Origin of the sequence: Streptomyces sp. SCUT-3, assembly GCF_014083985.1 — a bacterium.
In the GTDB taxonomy this organism is placed as follows: Bacteria; Actinomycetota; Actinomycetes; order Streptomycetales; family Streptomycetaceae; genus Streptomyces_H; species Streptomyces_H thermolineatus.
This window is the reverse complement of the sequence record NZ_CP046907.1, coordinates 730579-753414: the sequence shown is the minus strand read 5'-3', so window position 1 is coordinate 753414 and position 22836 is coordinate 730579. Positions and strand designations below refer to the sequence as shown.

The 22836-nt window shown below is 74.3% G+C and carries 16 protein-coding genes and 2 pseudogenes; 8 read left to right on the top strand and 10 right to left on the bottom strand.

Features of this window, described 5'->3' with window-relative positions; all coding sequences use genetic code 11:
• The first annotated feature begins 94 nt into the window (after positions 1 to 94).
• The gene (locus GQS52_RS03310) at positions 95 to 2188 is read left to right on the top strand and encodes a hypothetical protein (RefSeq protein ID WP_182311579.1); all 2094 of its coding nucleotides are present in this window, start codon (positions 95 to 97) and stop codon (positions 2186 to 2188) included.
• 68 nt (positions 2189 to 2256) lie between these two features.
• Complete coding sequence (locus tag GQS52_RS03305) at positions 2257 to 3525, top strand: hypothetical protein (protein ID WP_182311578.1); 1269 nt, start codon at positions 2257 to 2259, stop codon at positions 3523 to 3525.
• A 158-nt stretch (positions 3526 to 3683) separates the two neighbouring features.
• Here GQS52_RS03305 and GQS52_RS03300 read toward each other — a convergent pair whose 3' ends face one another.
• The gene (locus GQS52_RS03300) at positions 3684 to 5129 is read right to left on the bottom strand and encodes a glyceraldehyde-3-phosphate dehydrogenase (protein WP_182311577.1); all 1446 of its coding nucleotides are present in this window, start codon (positions 5127 to 5129) and stop codon (positions 3684 to 3686) included.
• Positions 5130 to 5661: 532 nt separating this feature from the next.
• Between GQS52_RS03300 and GQS52_RS03295 the strand changes: the two genes are divergently transcribed.
• Complete coding sequence (locus GQS52_RS03295; RefSeq protein ID WP_182311576.1) at positions 5662 to 8586, top strand: DNRLRE domain-containing protein; 2925 nt, start codon at positions 5662 to 5664, stop codon at positions 8584 to 8586.
• A gap of 33 nt (positions 8587 to 8619) precedes the next feature.
• Positions 8620 to 9189 (top strand): hypothetical protein, encoded by a 570-nt coding sequence (locus GQS52_RS03290; RefSeq protein WP_182311575.1) that lies wholly within the window; start codon positions 8620 to 8622, stop codon positions 9187 to 9189.
• A 132-nt stretch (positions 9190 to 9321) separates the two neighbouring features.
• Here the strand turns inward: GQS52_RS03290 and GQS52_RS03285 are convergent, their stop codons facing one another.
• Positions 9322 to 10323, bottom strand: coding sequence for a helix-turn-helix domain-containing protein (locus GQS52_RS03285; RefSeq protein WP_182311574.1), 1002 nt, complete (start codon positions 10321 to 10323; stop codon positions 9322 to 9324).
• A 60-nt stretch (positions 10324 to 10383) separates the two neighbouring features.
• Between GQS52_RS03285 and GQS52_RS03280 the strand changes: the two genes are divergently transcribed.
• Genes GQS52_RS03280 through GQS52_RS03270 form a run of 3 tightly spaced genes read left to right on the top strand, consistent with a single transcriptional unit; the run spans position 10384 to position 13283 of the window.
• A complete protein-coding gene (locus GQS52_RS03280) occupies positions 10384 to 11667 on the top strand; it encodes an MFS transporter (protein ID WP_259370546.1) in 1284 nt (427 codons plus the stop codon).
• A complete protein-coding gene (locus GQS52_RS03275) occupies positions 11664 to 12635 on the top strand; it encodes a GlxA family transcriptional regulator (RefSeq protein WP_182311573.1) in 972 nt (323 codons plus the stop codon). The genes GQS52_RS03280 and GQS52_RS03275 overlap by 4 nt, the downstream gene beginning before the upstream one ends.
• Before the next feature lie 12 nt (positions 12636 to 12647).
• Positions 12648 to 13283, top strand: a complete 636-nt coding sequence (locus GQS52_RS03270; protein WP_182311572.1) for a DJ-1/PfpI family protein — start codon at positions 12648 to 12650, stop codon at positions 13281 to 13283.
• 94 nt (positions 13284 to 13377) lie between these two features.
• On the opposite strand, the gene GQS52_RS03265 is transcribed toward GQS52_RS03270, so the two are convergent.
• A complete protein-coding gene (locus GQS52_RS03265) occupies positions 13378 to 13908 on the bottom strand; it encodes a GNAT family N-acetyltransferase (RefSeq protein WP_182311571.1) in 531 nt (176 codons plus the stop codon).
• An 82-nt stretch (positions 13909 to 13990) separates the two neighbouring features.
• Complete coding sequence (locus tag GQS52_RS03260; RefSeq protein ID WP_182311570.1) at positions 13991 to 14584, bottom strand: XRE family transcriptional regulator; 594 nt, start codon at positions 14582 to 14584, stop codon at positions 13991 to 13993.
• Between the two features lie 223 nt (positions 14585 to 14807).
• Between GQS52_RS03260 and GQS52_RS03255 the strand changes: the two genes are divergently transcribed.
• Positions 14808 to 15545 carry a VOC family protein gene (locus GQS52_RS03255; protein ID WP_182311569.1) on the top strand — a complete coding sequence of 246 codons (738 nt, stop codon included), beginning with the start codon at positions 14808 to 14810 and terminating at the stop codon, positions 15543 to 15545.
• Positions 15546 to 15586: 41 nt separating this feature from the next.
• Here GQS52_RS03255 and GQS52_RS26995 read toward each other — a convergent pair whose 3' ends face one another.
• From GQS52_RS26995 to GQS52_RS03235, 6 genes and pseudogenes are all read right to left on the bottom strand, one after another.
• Positions 15587 to 15790, bottom strand: a complete 204-nt coding sequence (locus GQS52_RS26995; protein WP_220472737.1) for a hypothetical protein — start codon at positions 15788 to 15790, stop codon at positions 15587 to 15589.
• On the bottom strand, positions 15739 to 17172 hold the full coding sequence (locus tag GQS52_RS26990) for a hypothetical protein (RefSeq protein WP_220472736.1): 1434 nt from the start codon (positions 17170 to 17172) through the stop codon (positions 15739 to 15741). Before GQS52_RS26990 ends, GQS52_RS26995 begins: the two co-directional genes overlap by 52 nt.
• Positions 17094 to 17333: a hypothetical protein gene (locus GQS52_RS26985; RefSeq protein ID WP_220472735.1), complete on the bottom strand. Its 240-nt coding sequence runs from the start codon at positions 17331 to 17333 to the stop codon at positions 17094 to 17096. Before GQS52_RS26985 ends, GQS52_RS26990 begins: the two co-directional genes overlap by 79 nt.
• Positions 17334 to 17867: 534 nt before the next feature.
• A pseudogene (locus GQS52_RS27340) lies at positions 17868 to 18618 on the bottom strand (VWA domain-containing protein).
• 833 nt (positions 18619 to 19451) lie between these two features.
• Positions 19452 to 21662, bottom strand: coding sequence for a DUF5682 family protein (locus tag GQS52_RS03240; RefSeq protein ID WP_259370545.1), 2211 nt, complete (start codon positions 21660 to 21662; stop codon positions 19452 to 19454).
• Positions 21662 to 22731 (bottom strand): annotated as a pseudogene (locus GQS52_RS03235) (AAA family ATPase). Before GQS52_RS03235 ends, GQS52_RS03240 begins: the two are co-directional and overlap by 1 nt.
• Positions 22732 to 22836 lie beyond the last annotated feature (105 nt).

The following is a 22836-nucleotide window of genomic DNA, read 5'->3' as shown; positions in this document are numbered from 1 at the left end:
GGGAGTGGCCGCGCCGAAGCCGGTGCCGCTGCCCAGTTTCGACGGGCCCGCGCCGGATCCGGAAACCCTTCCGGGCGGGTCCCGCCAGGCTCCGATGGGCAAGAAGCAGACGTACGAGTACGAGAACCCCGCCGAGTGGCTGCGTGGCAGGGCCGAGCCGAAGAGCTACGAGATCGCGGCGGCGATGCTCGACAAGAGGGCCACGATTTCGGGTTTCTGGCAGCACGCCCTGAAACGAAGGCAGGACTACCAGCGGGACAAGGCCAAGGAGCTGAACAAGTACCTCGCCAATCCCGTGGGCGATCGGCCGAGACCCGTGGCGCCCTGGGACAAGTGGCTCCGGAGGTACATTCCGAATCAGGGCAACGACAACCAGGGCAAGGCCTTCGTCCAACATGTGGTGGAACGGCTCAAGCTCGGCGCGAACCACGGCTGGCAGACCGAGTTGAACGTCCCCGAGGTGAACCGCTACTACGACTTGGCCAACGTGGAACTCGGCCTGTACTACGAACTCAAGTCCGGCAGCGGCATCAGTGAGAAGGAACTGGCACGGGACAAGGCGTTCGTCGAGGCCGAGCGGGGGAAGGCCGATCCCCGGCGGCTGGTGTACCTCTTCGCCGTACCGCCGAGCGCGAAGTCCAAGAGACTGCTCAAGGAGGCCGGTATCGACTACGTCGTGGTGCCGGCGCAGAAGAAGGTGATCAACACGGGCGGCCCGCCGGCCGACCCGGGCGACCAGTTCAAGACCCCGGACGACGGCGGTCCCGACGGCAGTGGTTCCGACGGAAGCGGTCCCGACGGCGGCGGCACCCCCAAGGACGGGCCGCAGGGCGGCGGGCCGCAGGGCGGCGCCTCCGCCGACGACATTCTGCGCGCCCCGGAGCAGTACCAGGCCCCGGCCGCGGCACCGGCGGAGATCGCCGACTCCGGGGACACCCCGGAGGAGGCCGCCGAGCTGCGCGAGGTCGACAAACAGCTCGCCGCGGAATCCGGCCACCCCGAGCTGGCCGAGGACCTGGGCGGCGTCGACTTCTCGACGCTGGAGCTGCGCTACGTCTCCGACACCTACCACAACGGCTCCGGTGTGCAGTACGCGTTCAAGGCCGACGCCCTGACGACCGACGAGCCGTCCTTCGGCGGTCGGCGCGCCGCGCAGCTCGCCTCGGACTCGTTCTTCGTCTGGCTGGCGCTCCCGCCCTCCGCGTTCACCGTCAACCTCAACCCGGACGAGCCCGACCGGATCATTGACGAGAAGTTCGGCAGGACCGACGCCGGGCGGGTGCTGCTGGAGGCCGACCTGGCGATGAAGAAGTCGGTGGCGAAGTTCATCCACCCCGACACCAAGGCCGGCAGGAAGTACTGGGACTCCCTGCGGGGCGAGGCCAAGTGCGTGTCCATGAGGCAGTGGATCGTGCCCGACACGGCCACCGTCCGCGACAACGGCAACGAGCTGTTCATCCTGGACGCGCCGCTGCTGGTGAAGATGGAGTCGGAGGTCGTCAAGACCCCGGGCGCCGGCGGCGACAGCGGCTGCGGGCAGCAGGACGAGGCCAGCACCCGGCACAACGAGTCGGTGTACCGCACGACGATCCTGCCGCAGGTCCAGAAAGCGGTGAACTCCGCGCCCGAGTACGCCGACCTGCGCCGGGTCTACGCCAGCCGGGTCGCCGCCGAGTGGTTCCGCAAGCGCAGCGCCACCAAGCACACCGCGTACTCGGACCTCATCGGCAAGGGCGACATCAGCCGATGGGCCTCCCGGGAGAAGTGGACGCCCCGTGAGGTCTTCGACCGCTACGTCAAGTCGTACAAGGACGGCGAGTTCAAGGTGAAGCACACCACCACCAAGGGCAACGTCGTGTACACCCGTACCTACATCTACGGCGGGGTGGATTTCAGCCGGATCAACCAGAACCGGTTGAGCGCGACCAGGTTCACCGAGGACCATCCCGGGCTGACGGCCACGGCGCGCAACGCGCTGCACGAGCCGAGCGGCGAGGGAAGCGAGGTCTGGCTCGGCGGCCAGACCACCGCCGTGCCCCCGGCCGAGGCCTTCGCCAGTCCCGAACCGGCAACGTCGAAGCCGCTGTTCTACGTGCTGGGGGCCGCGCCGCTCATCGCCTGGTTCGTGACGGGCGGCACGCTGTTGTGGCGCCGCCGGGCGAACTCGTCGACGGGGGCGGGCCGGTGACCACGACAAGGGTGGAACCGCCACTGGCGGAACCGACGCCACCGACAGCGCCGGCGGTACCGGGCGCCGTGTTCGCGGCGAGCTACCTGTTCGCCGGGGTGGCCGCGCTGGCCCTGGTCTCCTCGGTCGGCACGTTCTTCGCCGTCCCCGAGTTCAGCCACCGGCGGAGCGAAGAAGCCGCCGACGGCGCCGCAGGGGACCTGGCCGCATACGGGCTGACCGGGTTCGCCGTGTCCACGATCGTGTTCGGCGGCGTCTGCCTGTTGCTGTCCCTGCTCGACGGACGGGGACGACAGGGGGCCCGGGTGACGACCTGGGGCGTCGGCGGACTGTCCGTCTGCTTCAACGTCGCTCTGCTCACCGTCGACTTCTACGACTCCGTTCCCTGGTACGGCGACATGACCCGGACCGTGGCCGTCGGAATGCTGCTGCTGACGCTCGGTTCGGTCACCCTGTTGGCGCTGCCCGCTTCCCACGCGTACTTCCGCGCAGCCCCGTCGGCCCGCCGGAGCGAGCGTCCCCCGTCCGCGCCACCGGCGATTCCCCCACCACCCGGTCACCCTCCCGCCCCCATAAGTCAGTCGCCCCCACCCAGGCATCTGCCTCCGCCCAGCCACCTGCCCCCGCCCGGCCACCTACCGCCGTCTCCCAGCCAGCCGCCACCGCCGCTCCAGGGCGCACGCCGGCCGGTCGCCGTCACCGCGGCCATGGCGGTCCTGGTGGGCATCGCGGTCGTCACCCTCGTAGCCGCCGTCGTGGAGATCCGGACGTACCAGGCCGTACTGAGCTGGCTCGACGACTACCGGCGGACCATGGAGGAGCAAACCGCTCAGTACGGCATCGACGTGGCCTTCCCCCAGCTCCCGGCCACTGCCGCGGGGCCGACCGTCATCCTGGTCGTGGCCCTGGTTGCCGTCGCAGCGCTCCTGATCGGCCTGGCACTCGCCATCCGGCTGCCCCGGCCGCGGGCACGCATCACGGTACTCGTCACCACGGCGCTGTTCGCGGCACTGGCCATGGGCCGGGCCCTCCTGACCGCGGTCTCACAGGCCACCATCAGCCGGCTCACGGAGGAGTCGCAGCGGCTGAAGGAGAGCGTGGGTGCGGGGCAGTACCAGGACCCGTTCCCCAGCTTCACCGAGATCTACCCGCAGTGGGCGCCCCAGGCCGTCTACCTGACCACGGCCCTCGCGGTCCTGGGATACATCGCGGTCTTCGTCCTGCTGATCCTGCGGGGCTCGAACGCCTGGTTCGCCGCAGCGGGGGATCGCGCGCACCGGTACGCCCCGCCGCCGCCGTACCTCGGAGAGGGGTACGGGCAGTATCCGGGCAGGTGACACCAGTACGGCGGAACCCCCGGTCCGTGCACGGGCAGGGAGCACAGGGCCCGGAACGCGCGACAAGGCGGGGCGGCGACCGGTGCCTGTCGGCATCCGGTCGCCGCCCCGCCTTGTCGGGACGCCGGTTCGGGCCCGCCGCGGTCGGGCCGTGAGGGTCAGACCGCCGGGGCCGGGAAGGTCGGGTACTCCACCCCGGAGACGTACTGGACGACGCGGATGACCTGGCAGGAGTAGCCGAACTCGTTGTCGTACCACAGGTAGAGGATCGCGTTGTCGCCCTCGACCTTGGTGGGGCCGGCGTCGACGATCGAGGCGTGACGCGAGCCGATGAAGTCGCTGGAGACCGCGTCGGGGGCGGTGGTGAAGTCGATCTGGCGCTTGAGCGGCGAGGTCAGCGAGACGTTGCGCAGGTAGTCGAGGACCTCCTCGCGGGTGGTCTCGCGTCCGAGGCGCAGGTTGAGGATCGCGATCGAGACGTCCGGCACCGGGACGCGGATCGAGCTGCCGGTGATCTTCGCCTTGAGGCCGGGCAGCGCCTTGGCGACGGCGGACGCGGCACCGGTCTCGGTGATGACCATGTTGAGCGGCGCCGAGCGGCCGCGGCGGTCGGCCTTGTGGTAGTTGTCCAGCAGGTTCTGGTCGTTGGTGAACGAGTGGACGGTCTCCACGTGGCCGCTCAGCACGCCGTACTCGTCGGCCATGGCCTTCAGCGGCGGGACGATCGCGTTGGTGGTGCAGGAGGCGCAGGACAGGATCTGCTCGTCCGGCTTGATCATGTCGTGGTTGACGCCGTGGACGATGTTGGGGACGTCGCCCTTGCCCGGCGCGGTCAGGACGACCTTGTCGATGCCGGGGCGCAGGTGCTTCGACAGGCCCTCGCGGTCGCGCCACTTGCCGGTGTTGTCGATGAGGATGGCGTTGTTGATGCCGTACGCCGTGTAGTCGACCGACGTCGGGTCGTCGGAGTAGATGACCTTGATCTCGTTGCCGTTGGCGAGGATCGTGCTGTTCGCCTCGTCGACGGTGATCGTGCCCTGGAACTGGCCGTGGATGGAGTCGCGGCGCAGCAGCGAGGCGCGCTTGACGAGGTCCTGGCCGGCGGCCTTGCGGACGACGATGGCGCGCAGCCGCAGGCCGTTCCCGGAGCCGGCCTTCTCGATGAGCAGGCGGGCGACGAGGCGGCCGATGCGGCCGAAGCCGTAGAGGACGACGTCGCGCGGCTCGCGGCGCTCGATCTTGTTGTCGCCCAGGGCGCCGGCGACGGCCTCGGTGGTGAACTCCTCCACCGACAGGCCGCGGTCGTCGCTCTTGTACAGCGCGGCGAGCATGCCGATGTCGATCTGGGACGGGCCCAGGTCGAGCGTGGTGAGCGCCTGCAGGAACGGCAGGGTCTCGGTGACCGAGAGCTCCTCGCCCGCTATCTGGCGGGCGAAGCGGTGGGTCTTGAGGATGCTGACCACCGACTTGTTCACCAAGGATCGGCTGTGGACCAGGACCGTGACGTCCCGCTCCCGGTGCAGCTTCCCGATCATCGGGATCATCGATTCCGCGATCTCTTCGCGGTTCTTCCAGTTGGTGAACGAGTCCACGGTCGCAGTCACAGGTTCATCTTTCGAGCTAGGCGGTGCTCACATGCTAGCCAACTGCCTTTCCGGTCGCACAGAGGGTGTCGCCCGGCGGAACGCCGTGGCCGTGCCGCCGTCGGGCAAGGGGGCAACCGTGCAGGCAGGGGAGGTGCGAGGCCGGTTCCCCAGGGGTTTCGGGGTTTCAGTGCCGCGGGGTTCCGGGTGTCCGGGGTGACGGCCCTCACGCCAGCTGAGCGTCCGGGTGATCATGGCGAGGGGCTCCGGCCGGGAGAGCGGTGGCGCCGGGAGGCGTGAGCGGGAGGTGCGATCCGGGGCGCGGTCCGGAGTGCGGCCCGGAGTGCGGCCCGGGGGTGGGGACGGGGGCGGGGGAGTGGGCCGCGATGGGTGTGGATGCGCGGAAATACGCCTTTACTTAACGGAGTTCCCCATTCCGGGCATGACTGTTGTCACATCATCTCTTGTTGTGAACTTGTCAAGTCTTCGGGTGGTGCCTGCAAGAGTCCAAGGGCTCGTTCGTGCACGTCGTCGAAACTGGGGGTTGAGAAGAGTGCAGAGACAAGCAGGCCTGCCGCGAAGCAGACCGGGACAAAGTCCCGGCAGGGGGGCGCGGCTGAGGAGCCTCGCGGTACCGCTGTCGGTACTGCTGCTGGCCGAGGCCGGCCTGGCAGCGGGAGCGGCCCTGCCGGCCGCGGCCGCACCGGCCGCACAGGCCGCGAAGGCCGCGAAGGCCGCGAAGGCCGCGAAGGCCGCTCCGGCGCGGGCAGGGGGTGCCGGGGCCGGCACCGCGCCCGACGAGGCCTCGGCCCGGACCGCCGCCGCCGCGCAGGAGCGGCAGGTCGAGGTCCTCGGCGCCCGTACCGAGAACACCACCGTGTGGGCCAACCCGGACGGCACCATGACGATGGAGGCCCACGCCGGCCCCGTCCGGTTCAAGAGGAACGGGGCCTGGGTCGACGTCGACGCCACCCTGGTCGAGGCCGCAGACGGCTCGGTGCGGGCGAAGGCCCACCCGCGCGGGCTGAAGCTCTCCGGCGGCACCGGCTCCGCCGGGGGAGACCTGGTCACCCTCGGCAGCGGCGCGCGGACCGTCACCCTGGGCTGGAAGGGCAAGCTGCCCGAGCCGGTCCTCAAGGGCCACCGGGCCACCTACGTGAACGTCATGCCCGCCACCGACCTGGTCGTCGAGGCCACCCGGACCGGGTTCGAGCAGTACCTGGTGCTCAAGGACCGCTCGGCGGCCGAGCGCGTCGAGGACGTCGCGCTGCCGCTGCGGGCGAAGGGCCTGGACGCCGTCCGCGGGGCCGACGGCTCGGTCACCCTCACCGACGGCGAGGACAGGACCGTCGGCCGGATCCCGGCCCCCGTCATGTGGGACTCCGCCGGCGGGAAGAAGCGCACGGGCGGCCACCGCGCCCCGGTCGGCCTGAAGATCGCCGGGCGGGACGCCGGCGACGCGGACGGAGTCGAACTGCGGCTCTCCCCGGACCGCGACTTCCTGGCCGACCCCGGCACGACGTACCCGGTCACCGTCGACCCGGCGGTCTACCTGGGCAGCAACTTCGACACCTCCGTGCGCAAGGGCTTCTCCGAGGACCTGTCGTCTTCCATCGCCCTGCTCGTCGGACGCGAGTACGGCAAGGAGCAGGCGCGTTCCTTCCTGCACTTCCCGCAGTACGACGCCATCCTCGGCAAGGAGATCCTCAACGCCGAGCTGAACCTGTACGCGGTCTGGTCCGACACCTGCACGCCGAAGTCGTGGGAGGTCTGGGACACCGGCCTCGCCTCGTCCTCGACCCGCTGGAGCAACCAGCCCGCGTGGCGCGCCAAGGTCGCCACCTCCACCGAGACCCTCGGCCACTCCGCCGACTGCGCCGTGCAGTGGGTCCACTCCGACATCACCGACCTGGTGGGCAAGTGGGCCAAGAAGACCGACGCGACGCAGAACGCCGTCGGCCTGCGGGCCACGAACGAGACCGAGTACGAGTCGTTCAAGATCTTCGCCTCCGGCGACGACGTCGCCAACGCCCCGTCCCTGCTGGTGACCTACCAGACCCCGGCGGACCCGGTGAAGGACCACGTCGAGTACTGGAACGACGTGCTGCTGGCCACCTACCGCACGGTCGGCGGTCCCCCCGGGCCCCTCAGCCGGGCCGGCGCGATGATGCACGGCGCGATCTACGACGCCGCCAACTCCGCCCGCTGCGCCGAGGGCGCCACCCGCTGCCTGGGCGCCCCCTACCTGGTCAAGGTCCCCTCCACCGGGGCCGTCCCCGACATCAACAGCGCCATCGACCACGCGGCCTTCGGGGTGCTGGACGCGCTCTACCCGGACCTCGACTTCGACGACGACATCGCGAACGCCAGGTCCAGCATCCCCGCCGCCGTCACCGCCGAGCAGCGCGCCGCCGGCACCTCCGTCGGCCAGCAGGCCGCCGCGGCGATGCTGAACGCCCGGCAGGCCGACGGCTCCGTCTCCGGCACCGTGTACAACGGCAGCGAGACGCCGGGCTTCTGGCGGCCGACCGACGGAACCCCCGGGGACACCCCCGACTGGGGCCTGGTCAAGCCGTTCGCCCTCACCTCCGGCTCGCAGTTCCGGCCGGCCGGCCCCGCCGGCCACACCACCATGGCCGGCCTGCTCGGCAGCTCGGCCTACGCCACCCAGGTCAACGAGGTCAAGGACATCGGCGGCGCGGAGTCCACGACGCGGACCGCCGACCAGACCCGGGCCGCCCTGTTCTGGGCCAACGACCTCAACGGCACCTACAAGCCGCCGGGGCAGCTGTTCGAGATGACCCGGATCGTCTCCGACCGCAACAACGTCTCCCTCGAGGGCAACGTCAAGCTCTTCGCGCTCGCCGCCTTCTCCATGGCAGACGCCGCCATCACCGCCTGGGACGCCAAGTACCGCACCGAGGTGGACCTGTGGCGGCCCGAGTCCGCGATCCGGCTCGACGGCGACGGCAACGCCGCCACCACGGCCGACCCCGACTGGCAGCCGCTGTCCCAGGACTACAACGGGGCCCACTTCTCGCCGGCGTTCCCCGCCTACATCTCCGGCCACGCCACCTTCGCCGGCGCGTGGGCGAAGGCCATGGAGCAGTGGTTCCGCACCGACTCCATGACGTTCACCGCCACCACCGACGACCCCAACGCCGTCGGCGTGACCCGCACCTTCACCAGCTTCTCGGGCGCGGCCGCGGAGGACGCCCAGGGCCGGGTCTGGCTGGGCGTGCACTACTCCTGGGACGGCACCGACGGGGTCACGGCCGGAAACCGGGTGGCCGAGCACGTCGCGGTGACGAAGCTGAAGCCCAACCAGTCCGCGGACTGGACGAAGTACGAGGACCTGCGGAACCTGGCCGGCTGCGAGGCCGTGGGCAGGAAGCTCGTCGCCGAGCACCGCTGGTCCTCCTACCGGTGCGAGCGGGTCACGACCGCGAACACCGACCACGTCCTGTACGTCAAGTAGCCCGCCGACCGCACGAGGGAAGAGACAGAAGCCATGCGCCTGTTGACCACCAAGCCGCGGATGCGGCCCCGGCACGCGGCCGCACTGGCGGCGGCAGCCGCCGCCGTCGCGGTCCTCGCCCCCATGGCCGTCACCGGTCCGGACACCGTGCAGGCGGCGCCCGCCGCCGACGTGCAGGAGGCCCCCGCCGCCGACCCGTCCCGGCTCCTGGGGACCCCCGGCGACCCGCGGGTCTCCGACGGCCCGTACGAGACGTTCCAGCTCTGCGGGAGCCCGGGAGGAGAGCCGCTGGTGACGGCCGCGAACCCGGTCCTCGCCGCCACCCTGGAGTCGGTGGCGCCTCCCGGGACGCCCGAGCAGCCGCCCGGGAACGCCAACGGGTCCGGCTGGAAGGTGACCTTCGAGGTGGACGGGCCGGCCGGCAAGCAGGTCGTCCGCAAGACCACCAGGAGCCGTGCCGGCCACACCGCCGTGCTGCAGATCCCCGAGGGCAGGCTCTCGGACGGCGCCCACCGCTGGCGGGTCCGGGTCAAGGACGAGTCCGCCACCTCGGAGTGGACCGAGTGGTGCGACTTCACCGTCCGCCTCTCCGGGAAGTCCTGACCCGACGGCAGCCGTCAGGACCCCGGACCACTGAGGCCCCGGGGCCCTGACGGCCCGACGCCCGGGCCCGGGCGCGGCACCGCCCTCCACGACCACGACCGGTGGCGGAGGCCGCTGCCCGCGCCCGGGCCCTCAACCGTTGCCTCGGGCCCCCACCAGGACCTCGCCCGTGTCCGTCCGGTAGTACAGGACGGACCGCCCGGCGCGTCGCCGCCGGACCAGGCCGGCGTCGAGCAGGACCCTCAGGTGGCGGCCGACCGATCCCAGCCCCTGGCCGGTGAGCGCCACGAGCTGCGTCGTGCTCATCGGGGTGCCGAGGAGGCAGAGGACGGCCGCCCGTGCGGGCCCGAGCAGCCGGCCCAGGGGCTCGGGCACCGGCGCGCGGTCCGTTCCGGCCAGCGCGCCCGAGCACGGGTACACCACGGCGTACCGGCGGTGCCCGGGGCGTCCCGGGCCGGGAGCCGGGGGAGTGTCCCACGCCACCCAGCCCCGGTCCGGGGTGACCGGGACGAACAGCAACCGCGCCCCGGAGGCCTCCCGCGGCGGGTGGTCGCGGGTGTTGATCTGCAACCGGCCCTCCCCGAGCCAGCGCATCCCGGGGCGCATGCCGTTCAGGGCCGCGGCCCAGCCGCCCCGGCCCAACTGCGCCGTCCGCGCGACGATGTCGGCCTCGATGATCCTCCGGCGCCGCGGCCAATGGGGGAGCACCGTCTCCGCCCACACCCACCGGAGGATTTCGGCGGCGCGCTCGGGCAGGTCGGAGCGGTCCAGCCGGGCGGGCAACCGGCCGTCCAGCGACACGGCCAGGTGGGCACGGGCCTCCTCGGCCGGTGTCTCCCGCACCCGCGCCAGCTCCTCCTCGAATGTCGGCCCGCCGTCACCCGTCGGCGTGGGGGTGAGGAAGTCCGCGTTCCACGCGCGCCCCAGGCCGGCCCGTACGAGGAGCCCGGTGACCGGGTCGCCGGCCAGGCGCTCCCGGTAGGCGGGCAGGTGGGCGTCGAGCCAGGCGCGTTCGCCCGGGTGCGAGGCGGCTGCCCGGTCCAGGGTCTTCAGCGCCGCGGTGGCCTCGGCCAGGGGGGAGACGACGAACCGGCTCCCGGCGAGCGTGTCCGCGTCGACCAGCCACCACCCCATCGTTTCGCCTCCCCGCGAAACAGTAACGACCCCTCGGCGGGCCCGCCGAGCCTTACGGACATGCGGACCTACCGGGAACTCCTCCGGACACCGGAGTTCACTCCCCTCTTCCTGAACGCCTCCGCCCAAGTGGCGGCCCAGACGGTGAGCGGCCTGGCCCTGGCCCTGCTCGTCCACGAGCGGACCGGGTCACCTCTGCTCTCCGCCCTCGCCATGTTCGGCCCCTCCCTCGCCCAGGTGGCCGGCGCGCTGACGCTGCTGTCGGCGGCCGACCGGCTCCCGCCGCGCGCCGCGCTGACGGGCCTGGGACTGCTCCTCGGCCTCGGCACCGCCGTACAGGCCGTTCCGGGCCTGCCCGTGCAGGCGGTCTTCGCCGTCCTTCTGGTCCTGGGGACGGTCGCCTCCCCGGGCGGCGGGGTGCGCTACGGACTGCTCAACGAGATCCTCGGCCGGGACGGATACCTGCTCGGCCGCTCCGTGCTCAACATGTCCGCCGGCGCCGTGCAGACCTGCGGGTTCGCGGCCGGCGGCTTGCTCGTGGCCGCCCTGTCGCCGCGCGGCGCGCTGCTCGTCGGCGCCGCCCTGCACCTCGCCGCCGCAGCCGTCGCCCGGTTCGGCCTCGCCGGTCACCCGCCGCGTGCCGCCGGCCGGCCGTCGGTCGCCGGAACCCGGCGGAACAACGCGCTGCTGTGGTCCTCCGGGCCCCGCCGCCGCGTCTACCTCGCCCTGTGGGTGCCCAACGGGCTGATCGTCGGCTGCGAAGCCCTCTTCGTGTCCTACTCGCCCCGGCACGCGGGACTCCTCCTCGCCTCCGCCGCGCTCGGGATGCTGGCCGGTGACGTCCTGGTCGGCCGTTTCCTCCCCAGCCGGCTGCGGGAGCGGCTCGCCCCCGCCCTGCTCCTGCTGCTCGCCGCCCCGTACACGGTCTTCGCTCTCGACCCGGCGCTGCCCCTGGCGGTGGCGGCCGTCACCCTCGCCTCGGTCGGGTACGCGGCGAGCCTGCTGCTCCAGGAGCGCCTGACTGCCATGACCCCGCACCGACTGAGCGGTCACGCCCTCGGGCTGCACTCCTCCGGCATGCTCGCCTGGCAGGGGATCGGCGCCGCCCTCGCGGGGGCCGTCGCCCAGTACGCCTCGCCCCCGACGGCGATGGCGGTGACGGCGGTGCTCTCCGTCGCCGTCACCCTGGCCCTGGCTCTGACGCCCGGACGCATTCCCAGGGGCCGCCGGTCCTCGGCCGCCCTGCCCGGGTGCCGGCCCGGACAGGGCGGGCCCGGACGGCAGAAAAGGTGGGACATTCGTCATTGCAGCCGTCGTGGCCGCGGCGAAGGATGGACGCCATGACGCAGCGATCCGTGCTGGTCGTCGTCTTCGACGACATGCAGAGCCTCGACGTGACCGGCCCCGTGGAGGTGTTCACGGGGGCGGGGCGCCTCGGCGGGGATCCGTACGGGATCCGCACCGCCTCGCTCGACGGCGCCCCCGTCCGCACCTCCAGCGGTCTCACCCTCGTCCCGGACTGCGCGCTGACCGAAGCCGGGACGCCGCACACCCTGCTCGTCCCGGGCGGCAACGGCACCCGCCGCCCCGACCCCCGGCTGATCGACTGGCTGCGGGAGCACGCCCGGCACGCCGAGCGCATCGTGTCCGTGTGCAGCGGCGCGCTGCTGCTGGCCGGCGCCGGGCTGCTCGACGGCCGCCGGGCGACGACGCACTGGTCGCTCTGCGGCCACCTGGCCAGGACCCACCCGGCCGTGGACGTCGACCCGGAGCCGATCCTCGTACGCGACGGCAACATCACGACCTCCGCCGGGGTCACCGCGGGCATCGACCTCGCGCTCACCCTGGTCGAGGAGGACCACGGCAGGGACACCGCGCTCGCCGTCGCCCGCCACCTCGTCGTCTTCCTCCGGCGCCCCGGCAACCAGGCCCAGTTCAGCGCCCAGCTCGCCGCCCAGACCGCCCGCCGGGAACCCCTGCGCCAGGTCCAGCAGTGGATCACCGAGCACCCGGACGCGGACCTGTCCGTCGAGAACCTCGCGGACCGCGCCGGCCTCTCCCCCCGGCACTTCGCCCGCGCCTTCCGGTCGGAGACCGGGACGACACCGGGCAGGTACGTCGAGCGCGTACGCCTGGAGCACGCACGGCGGCTCCTCGAGGACACGTCCGACGGCGTGGGGCAGATCTCCCGCGCCTGCGGCTACGGCACCCCCGAGGCGATGCGCCGCGCCTTCGTCAAAGCCCTGGACACGTCCCCGGCCGAATACCGCCGCCGCTTCCACCCGTACTCACCGCGGGAAACCGCCCGCTGAAAGGCACGGACCATGCAGATCGCGATCGTCCTCTTCGAACGCCTCACCGCACTGGACGCCGTCGGCCCGTACGAGATGCTCTGCCGCATCCCGGGCGCCGAAACGGTCTTCGTCGCCGAACGGCCGGGCCCCGTCCGCAACGACCGCGGCGACCTCGCGTTCGTCGCGGACAAGGGACTCGAGGAGGTGCCGGCCCCCGACATCGTGGTGGTGCCCGGCGGCCCGGGCCAGTCCGCCCAGATGGAGAACAGGGCGCTGCTCGACTGGCTGCGCACCGCCGACGCGACCAGCACCTGGACGACTTCGGTGTGCACGGGGTCCCTCCTGCTCGCGGCGGCCGGGCTGCTCAGAGGCCGCCGCGCCACCTCGCACTGGCTGGCGCTCGACGGACTCGCCGCGTTCGGCGCCGAACCGACCGGCGAACGCGTCGTCACCGACGGCAAGTTCATCACCGCGGCCGGAGTCTCCTCCGGAATCGACATGGGCCTCACCCTGGTCGGAAAGGTCGCCGGCGACGAGCACGCGCAGGCCGTCCAGCTGGGGACCGAGTACGACCCCCGGCCGCCGTACGACGCGGGTTCGCCCCGGAAGGCCCCCGCCGCGGTCGTCGACAAGCTCCGAGCCATGAGCCGGTTCGTCCTCCAGTAGTCCCGCGCGGCGCCGGGCCCCGCGCCCGGCCCCGCGCCCGGCCCCGCGCCCGGCCCCGCGTCCGGCTTTGCGTCCGGAGGGCCGCGCAGTCCGTTCAGGCGAGCTGCTTGTAGAAGAAGCTGCAGTCGCGCAGGACGCCGGCCGGGTCGGTCGCGTAACCGGGGACGACGCCGTACCGGGTCCAGCCGGACGCGAGGTAGAGGCGCTCCGCGGTGCTGCCGGTCTCGGTGTCGAGGAGCAGCAGGCCTGCTCCGGCCCGCGCGGCGGCCTGCTCGGCGGTGGCGAGGAGGGCGCGGCCCAGGCCCCGGCCGCGGGCGTCGCGGTGGACCATGAGCTTGACGACCTCGGCGCGGTGCCGGCCGTTGGGCTTGGGCTCCAGGGCGAGACCGACGGTGCCGGCGATGCCGTCGGCGACGCCGCCGGGCCCGTGGGCCGCCCAGACGACGAGGCTGCCGTCGTCCACGGCGGGCTGCCGGGTCCGCCACCAGGCCGCAGCCGCGTCCCGGCCGAAGGGGGAGAGGAAGCCGACGGAGGATCCGCCGGCGACGGTGTCGGCGAGGACGCCGGCCAGGCCCTCCACGCCGGCGCGGAACTCGTCGGCGGACAGGCGGGTGATGGTGTGCAACGCGGGACTCCTTGCGCCGGCGCGGAAAGCGGGTGATTGGGGACGGCGCGGTCCGGCCGCGGGCCGGGGCGCGCCCGGAGCCTCACGGCAGGACGATCACCAGGGCGTAGCGGACCGGGCCGGGCCCCGGGCAGCGGAACCGCGAACGGTCCCACAGGCGGAAGCGCAGGCAGTCCCCCGCGCCGAGCTCGTGCACACTGCTGCCGACGGTCACCTCCAGCGCGCCATCCAGCACCCAGATGTGCTGTTCCATGCCGGGGACGGCCGGCCCGTCGTAGGAGATGTCCGCGCCCGGCCGCAGGGTGCCCTCGACGACCTCGCCGCGCAGCCCGGGGTGGGGCGGGGAGACCGACCGCCGGACGAAGCCCGAGGCCTCGTCCCGCCACACCGCCTGCCGGCCGGCCCGGACCAGCTGCGGCGGCTCCGACTCCACCTCGGCCAGCAGTTGCGACATCGTCCGCCCGTACACCGCGCACAACCTGCCCAGCAGGGCGGCCGTCGGGCTGATCTCCGCGCGCTCCAGCCTCGACAGCGTCGAGCGGCTCACGCCCGTGCGCCGCGCCAGCTCCTCCAGCGACCAGTCGCGTTCGCCGCGCAGCTCGGCGAGACGCCCCGCCAGCCGTGCCTCCATCCCCCCGGATTCGGGAGCGGGAGGTCCTTCTTCGGATGTTCCCATATTCGGGATCCTATCCCGGATGTGGGAAGTCCCGTCGGGGCTCCGGGATGGGGTCGGCCCTTCCCGAACGGATGCGTGGGGCCGCGCGCGTGGCCGATCGCGCCGGTTGCCGCCGAAATCCGGCTGCGGGCGACGCCGGTCCGCCCTTATGCTTCCCGCCCACGCAACTGACAGATCGTCATGTCGACAGTGGTCGGCCGGCGGATCGGAGATGTACAGGGGAATGGCTTCTCAACTGTTCGCGGTCTGCTTCGCCGCGGATCGGCCGCTGCGTCTCGCACAGTTCTGGTCCGGGCTCCTGGGCTGGGAGACGGCCGAGGACCCGCACGACGGCGTCACGCTCCTGCCCGACGACGACACCGGGTTCCGCCTCCGCTTCTCCCCGGCCCGGGAGCGGAAGGCCGGCCAGAACCGGATGCACTTCGACCTGACGAGCACGTCCCCGGAGGACCAGCAGCGGACGGTGGACAAGGCGCTGGCACTCGGCGCGCGGCACATCGACATCGGCCAGGGCCCGGACGAGGACCACGTGGTGCTTGCCGACCCCGAGGGCAACGAGTTCTGCGTCATCGAGCCGGGCAACAACTTCCTTGCCGACTGCGGCTTCGTCGGAGCGCTGGCCTGCGACGGTTCGCAGGAGGTCGGGTACTTCTGGAGCCGGGCGCTGGGCTGGCCGCTGGTCTGGGACCAGGACCAGGAGACCGCGATCCGCTCGCCGCACGGCGGCCCGAAGATCACGTGGGGCGGTCCGCCGCTGATGCCGAGGGCGGGCCGGGACCGGCTGCACTTCGACCTCGCCCCGCCCGCCCACGGCGACCGGCAGGCGGAGATCGAGCGCCTGCTCTCCCTCGGGGCCACCCGGATCGACACCGGCCGGGGCGACACCGGCACGGGCGATGCCGGCCGGGTGGTGATGGCAGATCCCGACGGCAACGAGTTCTGCGTGCTGACGTCCGGGTAGCGCGGCAGCACAGCGGCCGGCCGGACACCGACCGCACGCTGTCAGCGGCGCCCACCGGCCCCGAGGTCCTCCTCGTGGAGTTCGACGCTCACGAGGAGGTGGAGCTGGGCGTCCGTCCAGGGCCCGACGGCCGCGGAGGGCCCCCGGGAGTGGAGGACGGAGAGGAAGGCGCGGACGAGCCCGGCCGCGGTCGTCAGGCCGGTGCGCGCCAGGTGCGCGGCGGCCTCCTCCAGGCGGCCGCGCACCGCCGGGGGGACGTGGCGCAGGCCGTGGTGGGCGGCGTCGGCCAGGGCGGCGAGGGCGGTGTCCAGGGCCTCCGCGAGCGGATCGGACGGGGGCGGGTGATGCCGGTGGGCGTGAGGGCGTCCCCGGACGCGGGATCGGGGTCGGGGGCCAGGTCGGGGACGACCAGCGTGCCGGCGGTCCTCACCGCGATCGGCTCGACGACGATGCGCCCGCCGGACCGCCTCAGCGACCCGCTGACGAAGCGGACCTCGCCGCTGCGGCCCTCCATCGCGTGCGCGAGGGCGTCCAGCGCCCCGGGCGCGAGCGGATTGTGGGCGGCCGACACCAGCGCGCGGTTGCCGGCGGCGTCGCGGACCACGGCCTCCAGCCGCTGCTCCGCCGGGTCGTACCCGACGTCCTCGACCGCGGAGACCTCGACCACGCCGACGTCCTCCGCGGCGACGCGCGGCCGGACCGGCCGCGGCGGCAGGCCGTCCCGCCGGTGGAGACGGGCGCCCAGGTCCCGCACGAGCAGCGGCTCGGGCAGGCCGGACCAGGAGTCGCCGACGGGGGTGACGCTCATCGGGGCGATCCGGCTGCGGGCCAGGGAGACGACGCGGCTCGCGGTCCGCGACGCGCTCTCGGTGACCACGTTCGCGGTCGCCAGCGCGCCCAGCGTCGTACCGAGCAACCGCCGGGACGCCAGCGCGTGCCCCGTGGGCGCCGGGCCCTCCGGCGACTCCCACCGCCGGCGCAGCACCAGGACGGTGCGGGCGTCGGCGTGCGCCAGGAACACCTCGGCCGTCCTGTCCCAGCCCTCGTCGGGGGACGCTCCCGGCCGGCCCCCGACGGGAGGCGCGCCGGTGCGGCGGCTGCCGCTGATCCGGCAGCCCAGCGCGGTCAGGCGCACCCGGCGCAGCGCGGTCTCGCCCGCCTCCTCCACCCCCGTGGCGAGCGGGGAGGCGCAGGCCCGGTGCCGGGCGTGGAGCTCGGCGAGCAGCAGGGCGTGGCGCAGGGGGTGGTGGCGGGCGTCGCGCGCGGCGTACGCCTCCACCTGCTCGGCCAGCTCCTCCGCGGCCTCGGCCGGCCAGTGCAGCGACGCGGCGGACAGCTCCGCGCGCACACGCCACAGGGAGCCGCCCAGGACCGGCCCCGCGTGCACGGCGCCCTCCAGGAGCAGTTCGTCGACGACCCCGGCCGCCGTCCCGAACGCCGCCGCCGCGGCCGGGCGCAGCACGGCACGGCCGCCCACCTCGACGTGCGCGTGCGGTTCGCGCGCCCCGCGCGCGTCCGCGGCCCGGAAGGCCCAGACGGCCAGCGCCGTCATCTCACCGCGCAGCGGGGCGGCGGCGTCGACGATCGCGTGCCGCAGCTCTCCGGCACGGGGAAGCGCACGGTGCACGTGGGCAGTTCGACCCGGGCGGCGGGCTCCCCGTCGCCCGGGCGGTGGACGTGGGCGGTGTACCCGCGGTCGAAGGAGCGCCGCGCGGCGGCGAACGCACGGGCGCCGACGAGGGCGGCCAGCGCCTCGTCGTCGACGTCCCCCGGCGACCAGTCGCCCACCGCGGCGGACGGCACGCCGGGGGCGGGCGCGCCGGGGGCGGGCGCGCCGGGGGCGGCGGGTCCGTCCGTGGCCGCCTGTCCGTGGCCGCCCTGTCCGGCGCGGTCCGGTCCGGCGCGGTCCGGTCCTGAGCCGCCGGGGCCGGTGCTGCATGCTCCGGCGGTGTGGCGTCCTGCGGCGTCACCTCCGGGGCTGCCGTGTCCGGGGCTGCCGTGGCCGGGACGGCGGGAACCGTGCCGGCTGCGTCACCGGCTGCGTCACCGGCGGCGGCGCGCCGGTAGGCCAGGACCAGGCCGATGCGGTGCCGGCAGAGCCCGGGCGCACCGCAGGTGCAGCTGCCGGCGTCCAGGTCGGCCCCGGCCGGCAGCACCGCCTCGGTGCCGTCGGGGAACCGGCCGCGCACCGTCCCGTCGCCGTCGTCCGACACGTCGGGGCCGGCCCCGCGTCGAGTTCCTTCACGGCCCGTTTGACCAGGCCCCGGTTGGCCAGCGCGGCGAGGGTGTCCGGGGTCAGGGCGAGCAGGTCGGTGCGGGGGGTCATCGGCCCAGCCTCTCGGCGACGAACGAGGCGAGCCGGCCCGGCGTCATGGCGCCGACGTGCGCGCCGGCGTCGGCGAGGCGCTGGGCCAGCAAGCGGTCGTAGGCGGGGACGGCCTCCTCGTCGAGGGCGGCGAGCCCCAGCACGGTGGTGCCCTGCTCGGTGAGCGCGCGCACGGTGCGCACCAGCCGGTGGGCGTCGCCGCCTCGTAGAAGTCGGTGACCAGGGCGACGATGCAGCGGCGCGGGTTGTCCACCAGGCTCGCGCCGTAGTCCACGGCCCGGGCGATGTCGGTGCCGCCGCCGAGCTGGACGCGCATCAGCAGCTCCACCGGGTCGGCCACGTCCCGGGTCAGGTCCACCACGTCGGTGTCGAAGGCGACCAGGTGCGTCCTCAGGCCCGGCAGGCCCCACAGGCAGGCTGCGGTGACCGCCGAGTGATGACGGAGCCCGCCATGGACCCGGACTGGTCCACCAGCAGCACCAGCTGCCACTGCTCGAGGTGCCTGCGGGTGCGGGAGTGGAAGCGCGGACGCTCGATCAGGACGCGCCGCTCGGCGGGCCGGTAGTGCGCGAGGTTGGCGCGGATCGTGCCGTGGAAGTCGAAGTCGCGGGCCAGGGGCAGCCTGCTCGGCCGGCGCGAACGGGTGCCGGTGAAGGACCGCCGCACCTTCGGCTCCAGCCGCTCCAGCAACTGCCGCACCACCGCCTCCACGATGCGCCGGGCCAGCCGCAGCACCTCCGGGTTCATCAGGTGCTTGGTGCGCAGCACGGCGCGCAGCAGGGTGGCATTGGGCTCGACCCGCTCCAGGACGGTGGGGTCGGTGACGATCTCGTCGATCCCGTAGTGCTCGACGGCGTCGCGCTCCAGCCGCTCGATCGTCTCCCGGGGGAAGAGGCGGTGGACGTCGTCGAGCCAGTCGACGGCGGTCACCACGGACGGCCCGTCGCCGCCCTCGCGCTTCGTGACCGGCCCGCGCCGCACCCCGCGGCGGTCCCGGTCCGGGTCGCGTCCGTAGAGCCACTCCAGCGCGGCGTCGCGTGCGGCCGCCTCGCCCTCCAGGGGGCCGGTGCACCGTTCGGCGGGCGCGCCCAGGATCAGCCGCCAGCGTTCCAGGCCGGGATCGGGTACGGGCACGGCTCCGGGTACGGGCACGGCTCCGGGAGCGGGCACGGCTCCGGGAGCGGGCCCGGCTTCGGGAGCGGGCCCGGCTTCGGGAGCGGGCCCGGCTTCGGGGAGGTGTACGGCTTCGGGCCCGGAGCCGGGGGCGGGCGCGGTCATCGCGCACCCCGCAGGCCGTACCGGTCGAGCAGCCTGACCACGTTCTCCTCCAGGGACTTCGCCCGTGCGATCTGCAGCGGGTCGGCGGTGGTGCGCAGCAGCGGTCGCGCGGAGCCGCGCAGGCCGCGCCGCTCCAGCAGGCGCTGCGCGACCCGTTCGCGCTCGCGCGGCGGGAAGAAGGCGAACGCCTGGCGCAGCGCGGGAAGGCCGTCAGGAAGTCCGCCCGGACATGGCGGTCACGATCCCGTCCAGCGCGTCGAGCAGCGACTCGGAGCCGTCACCCGCGCCGCTGTCCGGTGCGGTCACCTCCTCGCGGGCGACGGCGAACAGGCCGGTGAGCCAGTCGCCGAGCGTGCGCGGGTCGCCCGCCGCGCGGACGGCCGCGCCGTGGTCGACGGCCCCGCCGGGACCGTCCAGCACCCGGGCCAGGCCGGTCGCCGCGCCGCGCAGGTCGGCGGGGGCGTGCGGATCGCGGGCGATCCGCCGCGCGCTCGCCGCGGCAGCCTCCGGAGTGACGGCCGGCAACGGCCCGGCGTGCAGCAGGGCGTCCCGCACGGCGACCACGGCGCGCAACCGGCCGAGGTCCACGCCGCCGCCGGGGCCGCCGCCACTGGGGCCGCCACCACCGCCACCGCCGGGGTCCCCGAATCCGGCGGGATCCCGGGCGCGCCGGCTCCGGCGCCCGCGCGCACGCCCTCGACGAGCCACAGCACGCGGGAGACGGCGCCGTCGATCACGGCGGCGAGCATCGGGCCGCGCGCGACGCCGTACACCCGGTCGTGGCGCCACAGCCCCAGCGCCGTGGCCAGCACCTCGCCGAGCGCGGCGGTGTCGTTCAGCTCCCGCACACCGTCGGCCAGCACCGCGACCAGTCGTTCGGACAGTTCCCCGGCGCCGCTCAGGACCGCGTCGAAGAGGATCCCGGCGAGCCGGTCCGCCTGCGGTCCGGCGTCCTCGGCCCGCTCGCCGAGCGCGGCCGCCGCGGCGTCCTCCAGGGTCGCGCCGAACGCCCCGGCCTCGACCAGGGCGGCCTCGCGCCCCTGCCGCGACCCGGGCTCCCACCGCTCCTCGAACACCGGGTCGGCGCCGTGCGCCGGGCCCGCCGTGCGCACGGCGCCGGGCACGCCCAGCAGCCTCAGGCGGTGCAGCACCCGGCTGCGCTCCAGGTCACGGGCGTCGGTGAGGTCCAGGCGGACGGGCTCCCCGCCGTCCAGGCCCAGGCGTTCCAGCTGGGCGGCCACGTCGTGCACCAGCGGCGGCGCGGGCGTGCCGGGGTGCAGCCGGCCGGTCCTTCCCCAGCCTCCGTCCGGCCCTTCCCCCGTTCCGCCGCACACCGCCAGCATCTCGGCGACGACCGGGTGCGTCCCGGCGGCGAGGGGCCCGCGCCGGGTCCACGGCAGCGGCTGGTCCAGGGCCTCGGAGACCAGGGCGCCGGCCAGGCCGTCCAGGACGTCGAGCCGGGTCGGGTGCGGGTGGCCGCGCAGGGCCGCCAGGCCCCGGGCCTGGGTGCGGGCAGCGATCAGGTCCGCGGTGGAGACCGGGAGGCTGCGTGCCCGCAGCCGTTCGGCGACCGCGCGCAGCAGACGGTCCGCCGCCTCGCGCGGGCCGTGCTCCCACACCTGCTGGTAGTACCCGGGCGAGGGCATCCCCGACTGGTAGCCGGTGAACGCGTCCATGCGCCGGAACGAGTACGGGACCAGGAAGCTGCCGGCGAGCGCGCCCTCCGGCGGCGCGGGAACCCCGGGCCACCCGCCGCCCTCCGGCCCGGGGCCGCCGTCCTCGGCCGTGGAGTCGCCGCACGGCTCCGGCAGCGCGGCCAGGGCGCGCAGCGCGGGTGTGTGGAAGCCCCCGGTCACCACGAGGACGGGGCGCTCCCCGGCCTCGCGCAGGGCGGCACGGACCCACGCGGCCATGTACTCCTCGCGCGCCCGGTCGCCGGCGTCGGCCTCCGCCTCCCCGCGCACCAGGTCGAAGTACGCCTCCAACCGCCGCGCCGCCCCGTCCCCGTCCCCGGACCCGGACCCGGACCCGGACCCGGACTCGGGACCGTCCCCGTCCCCGGACGCGTCCCCGTCCTCGGTCTCGAACAGGCGGTCCCACAGGGCGTCGACGGAGTCCACGGAGAAGTGCCGACACAGCCGCGCGGTCGCCTCGGCGTAGCGGGCCTCCGCGTCGGCGTAGCGGTTGGTGCGCTCGGCGAAGGCCGGGTGCCACGCCGGCAGGTCGATGAACCGGACCTCGGCGCCGGCGGCCCGGCCCGAGCTCACCGCGACCCACTCCGGCGAGTAGTCGCACAGCGGCGTCCAGGAGCTGACGGCGCGCTGCCCGTCGCGGTAGTGGCTGAACACCGCGACGGGCAGTTCGTGACCCAGCAGCAGTTCGTCCAGCCGGTCGTTGAAGTCCGCGGGCCCCTCCACCAGGACGAACGCGGGCCGCAGTTCCTCCACCGCCTCGGCGACCAGCCGTGCGCAGGCGGGGGAGTGGTGGCGCACCCCCAGGAAGGTCGCGGGCATCAGCCGGCCAGCAGGTCGCGGGCGTCGTACAGGGCCTGCCACTGCGCGCCCCGGCGGCGCGGCACCCGCTGCTCCAGGTAGCGGCGCAGCCGGGCCAGGTCCTCCGGGCTGTCCTTGGCGGCGGTGCCGGCCAGGCAGGCGGCCAGGTCGGCGGCGTTCCCGGGCTCGCCGCGCAGGAACCAGCCGCGGAGCCCGGCCGCGTGCGCGACGGAGACGGCCTCCGCGGTGCTCATCACGGAGGAGAGGCGGTCCGTGGACGCCCCCTCGGAGTGGTCCCGCCGCGCAGTTCGCGGAAGACCGTGACCAGCACCTCCAGCACGTCCCTCTCCGGCGGGGCGGCCACCCCGGAGCGGCGCAGCAGGCCCCGGCCTCGGCCTCCACGAGGGCGAGCTCGGTGTCGAAGTCCGCTATCGGGAAGACCGTCTCGAAGTTGAAGCGACGTTTGAGGGCGGAGCTCATCTCGTTCACGCCCCGGTCCCGGTGTTCGCGGTCGCGATCACGTTGAAGCCCTGCCGGGCGAAGACCATGCCCTCGGCCCCGCCCAGTTTCGGGATCGCCACCACCCGTTCGGACAGCAGGGAGAGCAGGGAGTCCTGCACCTCCAGCGGGCAGCGGGTGATCTCCTCGAAGCGCACGACGCGCCCCTCGGCCATGCCGCGCAGCATCGGCGCCGGCACCAGGGACCGGGCGAGGGGCCCTCGGAGACCAGCAGCGCGTAGTTCCACGAGTACTTGATCTGGTCCTCGGTGGTGGCCGCGCCGCCCTGCACGGTCAGGGTCGAGGTGCCGCTGACGGCCGCCGCGATCAGCTCCGACAGCAGCGACTTGGCGGTGCCCGGCTCACCCACCAGCATCAGGCCCCGGTTGGTGGCCAGGGTCACCAGGGCGCGGTCCACCAGCGAGGGGTCGCCGACGAACTTGCGGCTGATGCCGGCCGTTTCGTCGCCGACGACGAAGCGGCGGGCGGCGCGCGGGCTCAGGTACCAGCCCGGCGGGCGGGGAGCGGTGTCGGCCGCCCGCAGCGCGGCGAGCTCCTCGGCGTACCGGACCTCGGCCGGGGGCCGCTGCAGTTCTTCTTCCGGGCGGTCACGGGATTCCTTCGACGGGTTCGTGATGGGTGTGTGCTGTGGGGTGAACGGTCCGGGGCCCGGCGGCCGGACGGCGCGCGGCCGTCC

Coding starts and splice junctions, on each gene's coding strand:
- GQS52_RS03310 (WP_182311579.1), top strand. CDS start 95: ATGGGCAAGAAGCAGACGTACGAGTACGAGAACCCCGCCGAGTGGCTG.
- GQS52_RS03290 (WP_182311575.1), top strand. CDS start 8,620: ATGCGCCTGTTGACCACCAAGCCGCGGATGCGGCCCCGGCACGCGGCC.
- GQS52_RS03285 (WP_182311574.1), bottom strand. CDS start 10,323: ATGGGGTGGTGGCTGGTCGACGCGGACACGCTCGCCGGGAGCCGGTTC.
- GQS52_RS03280 (WP_259370546.1), top strand. CDS start 10,384: ATGCGGACCTACCGGGAACTCCTCCGGACACCGGAGTTCACTCCCCTC.
- GQS52_RS03275 (WP_182311573.1), top strand. CDS start 11,664: ATGACGCAGCGATCCGTGCTGGTCGTCGTCTTCGACGACATGCAGAGC.
- GQS52_RS03270 (WP_182311572.1), top strand. CDS start 12,648: ATGCAGATCGCGATCGTCCTCTTCGAACGCCTCACCGCACTGGACGCC.
- GQS52_RS03260 (WP_182311570.1), bottom strand. CDS start 14,584: ATGGGAACATCCGAAGAAGGACCTCCCGCTCCCGAATCCGGGGGGATG.
- GQS52_RS03255 (WP_182311569.1), top strand. CDS start 14,808: ATGGCTTCTCAACTGTTCGCGGTCTGCTTCGCCGCGGATCGGCCGCTG.
- GQS52_RS03240 (WP_259370545.1), bottom strand. CDS start 21,662: ATGCCCGCGACCTTCCTGGGGGTGCGCCACCACTCCCCCGCCTGCGCA.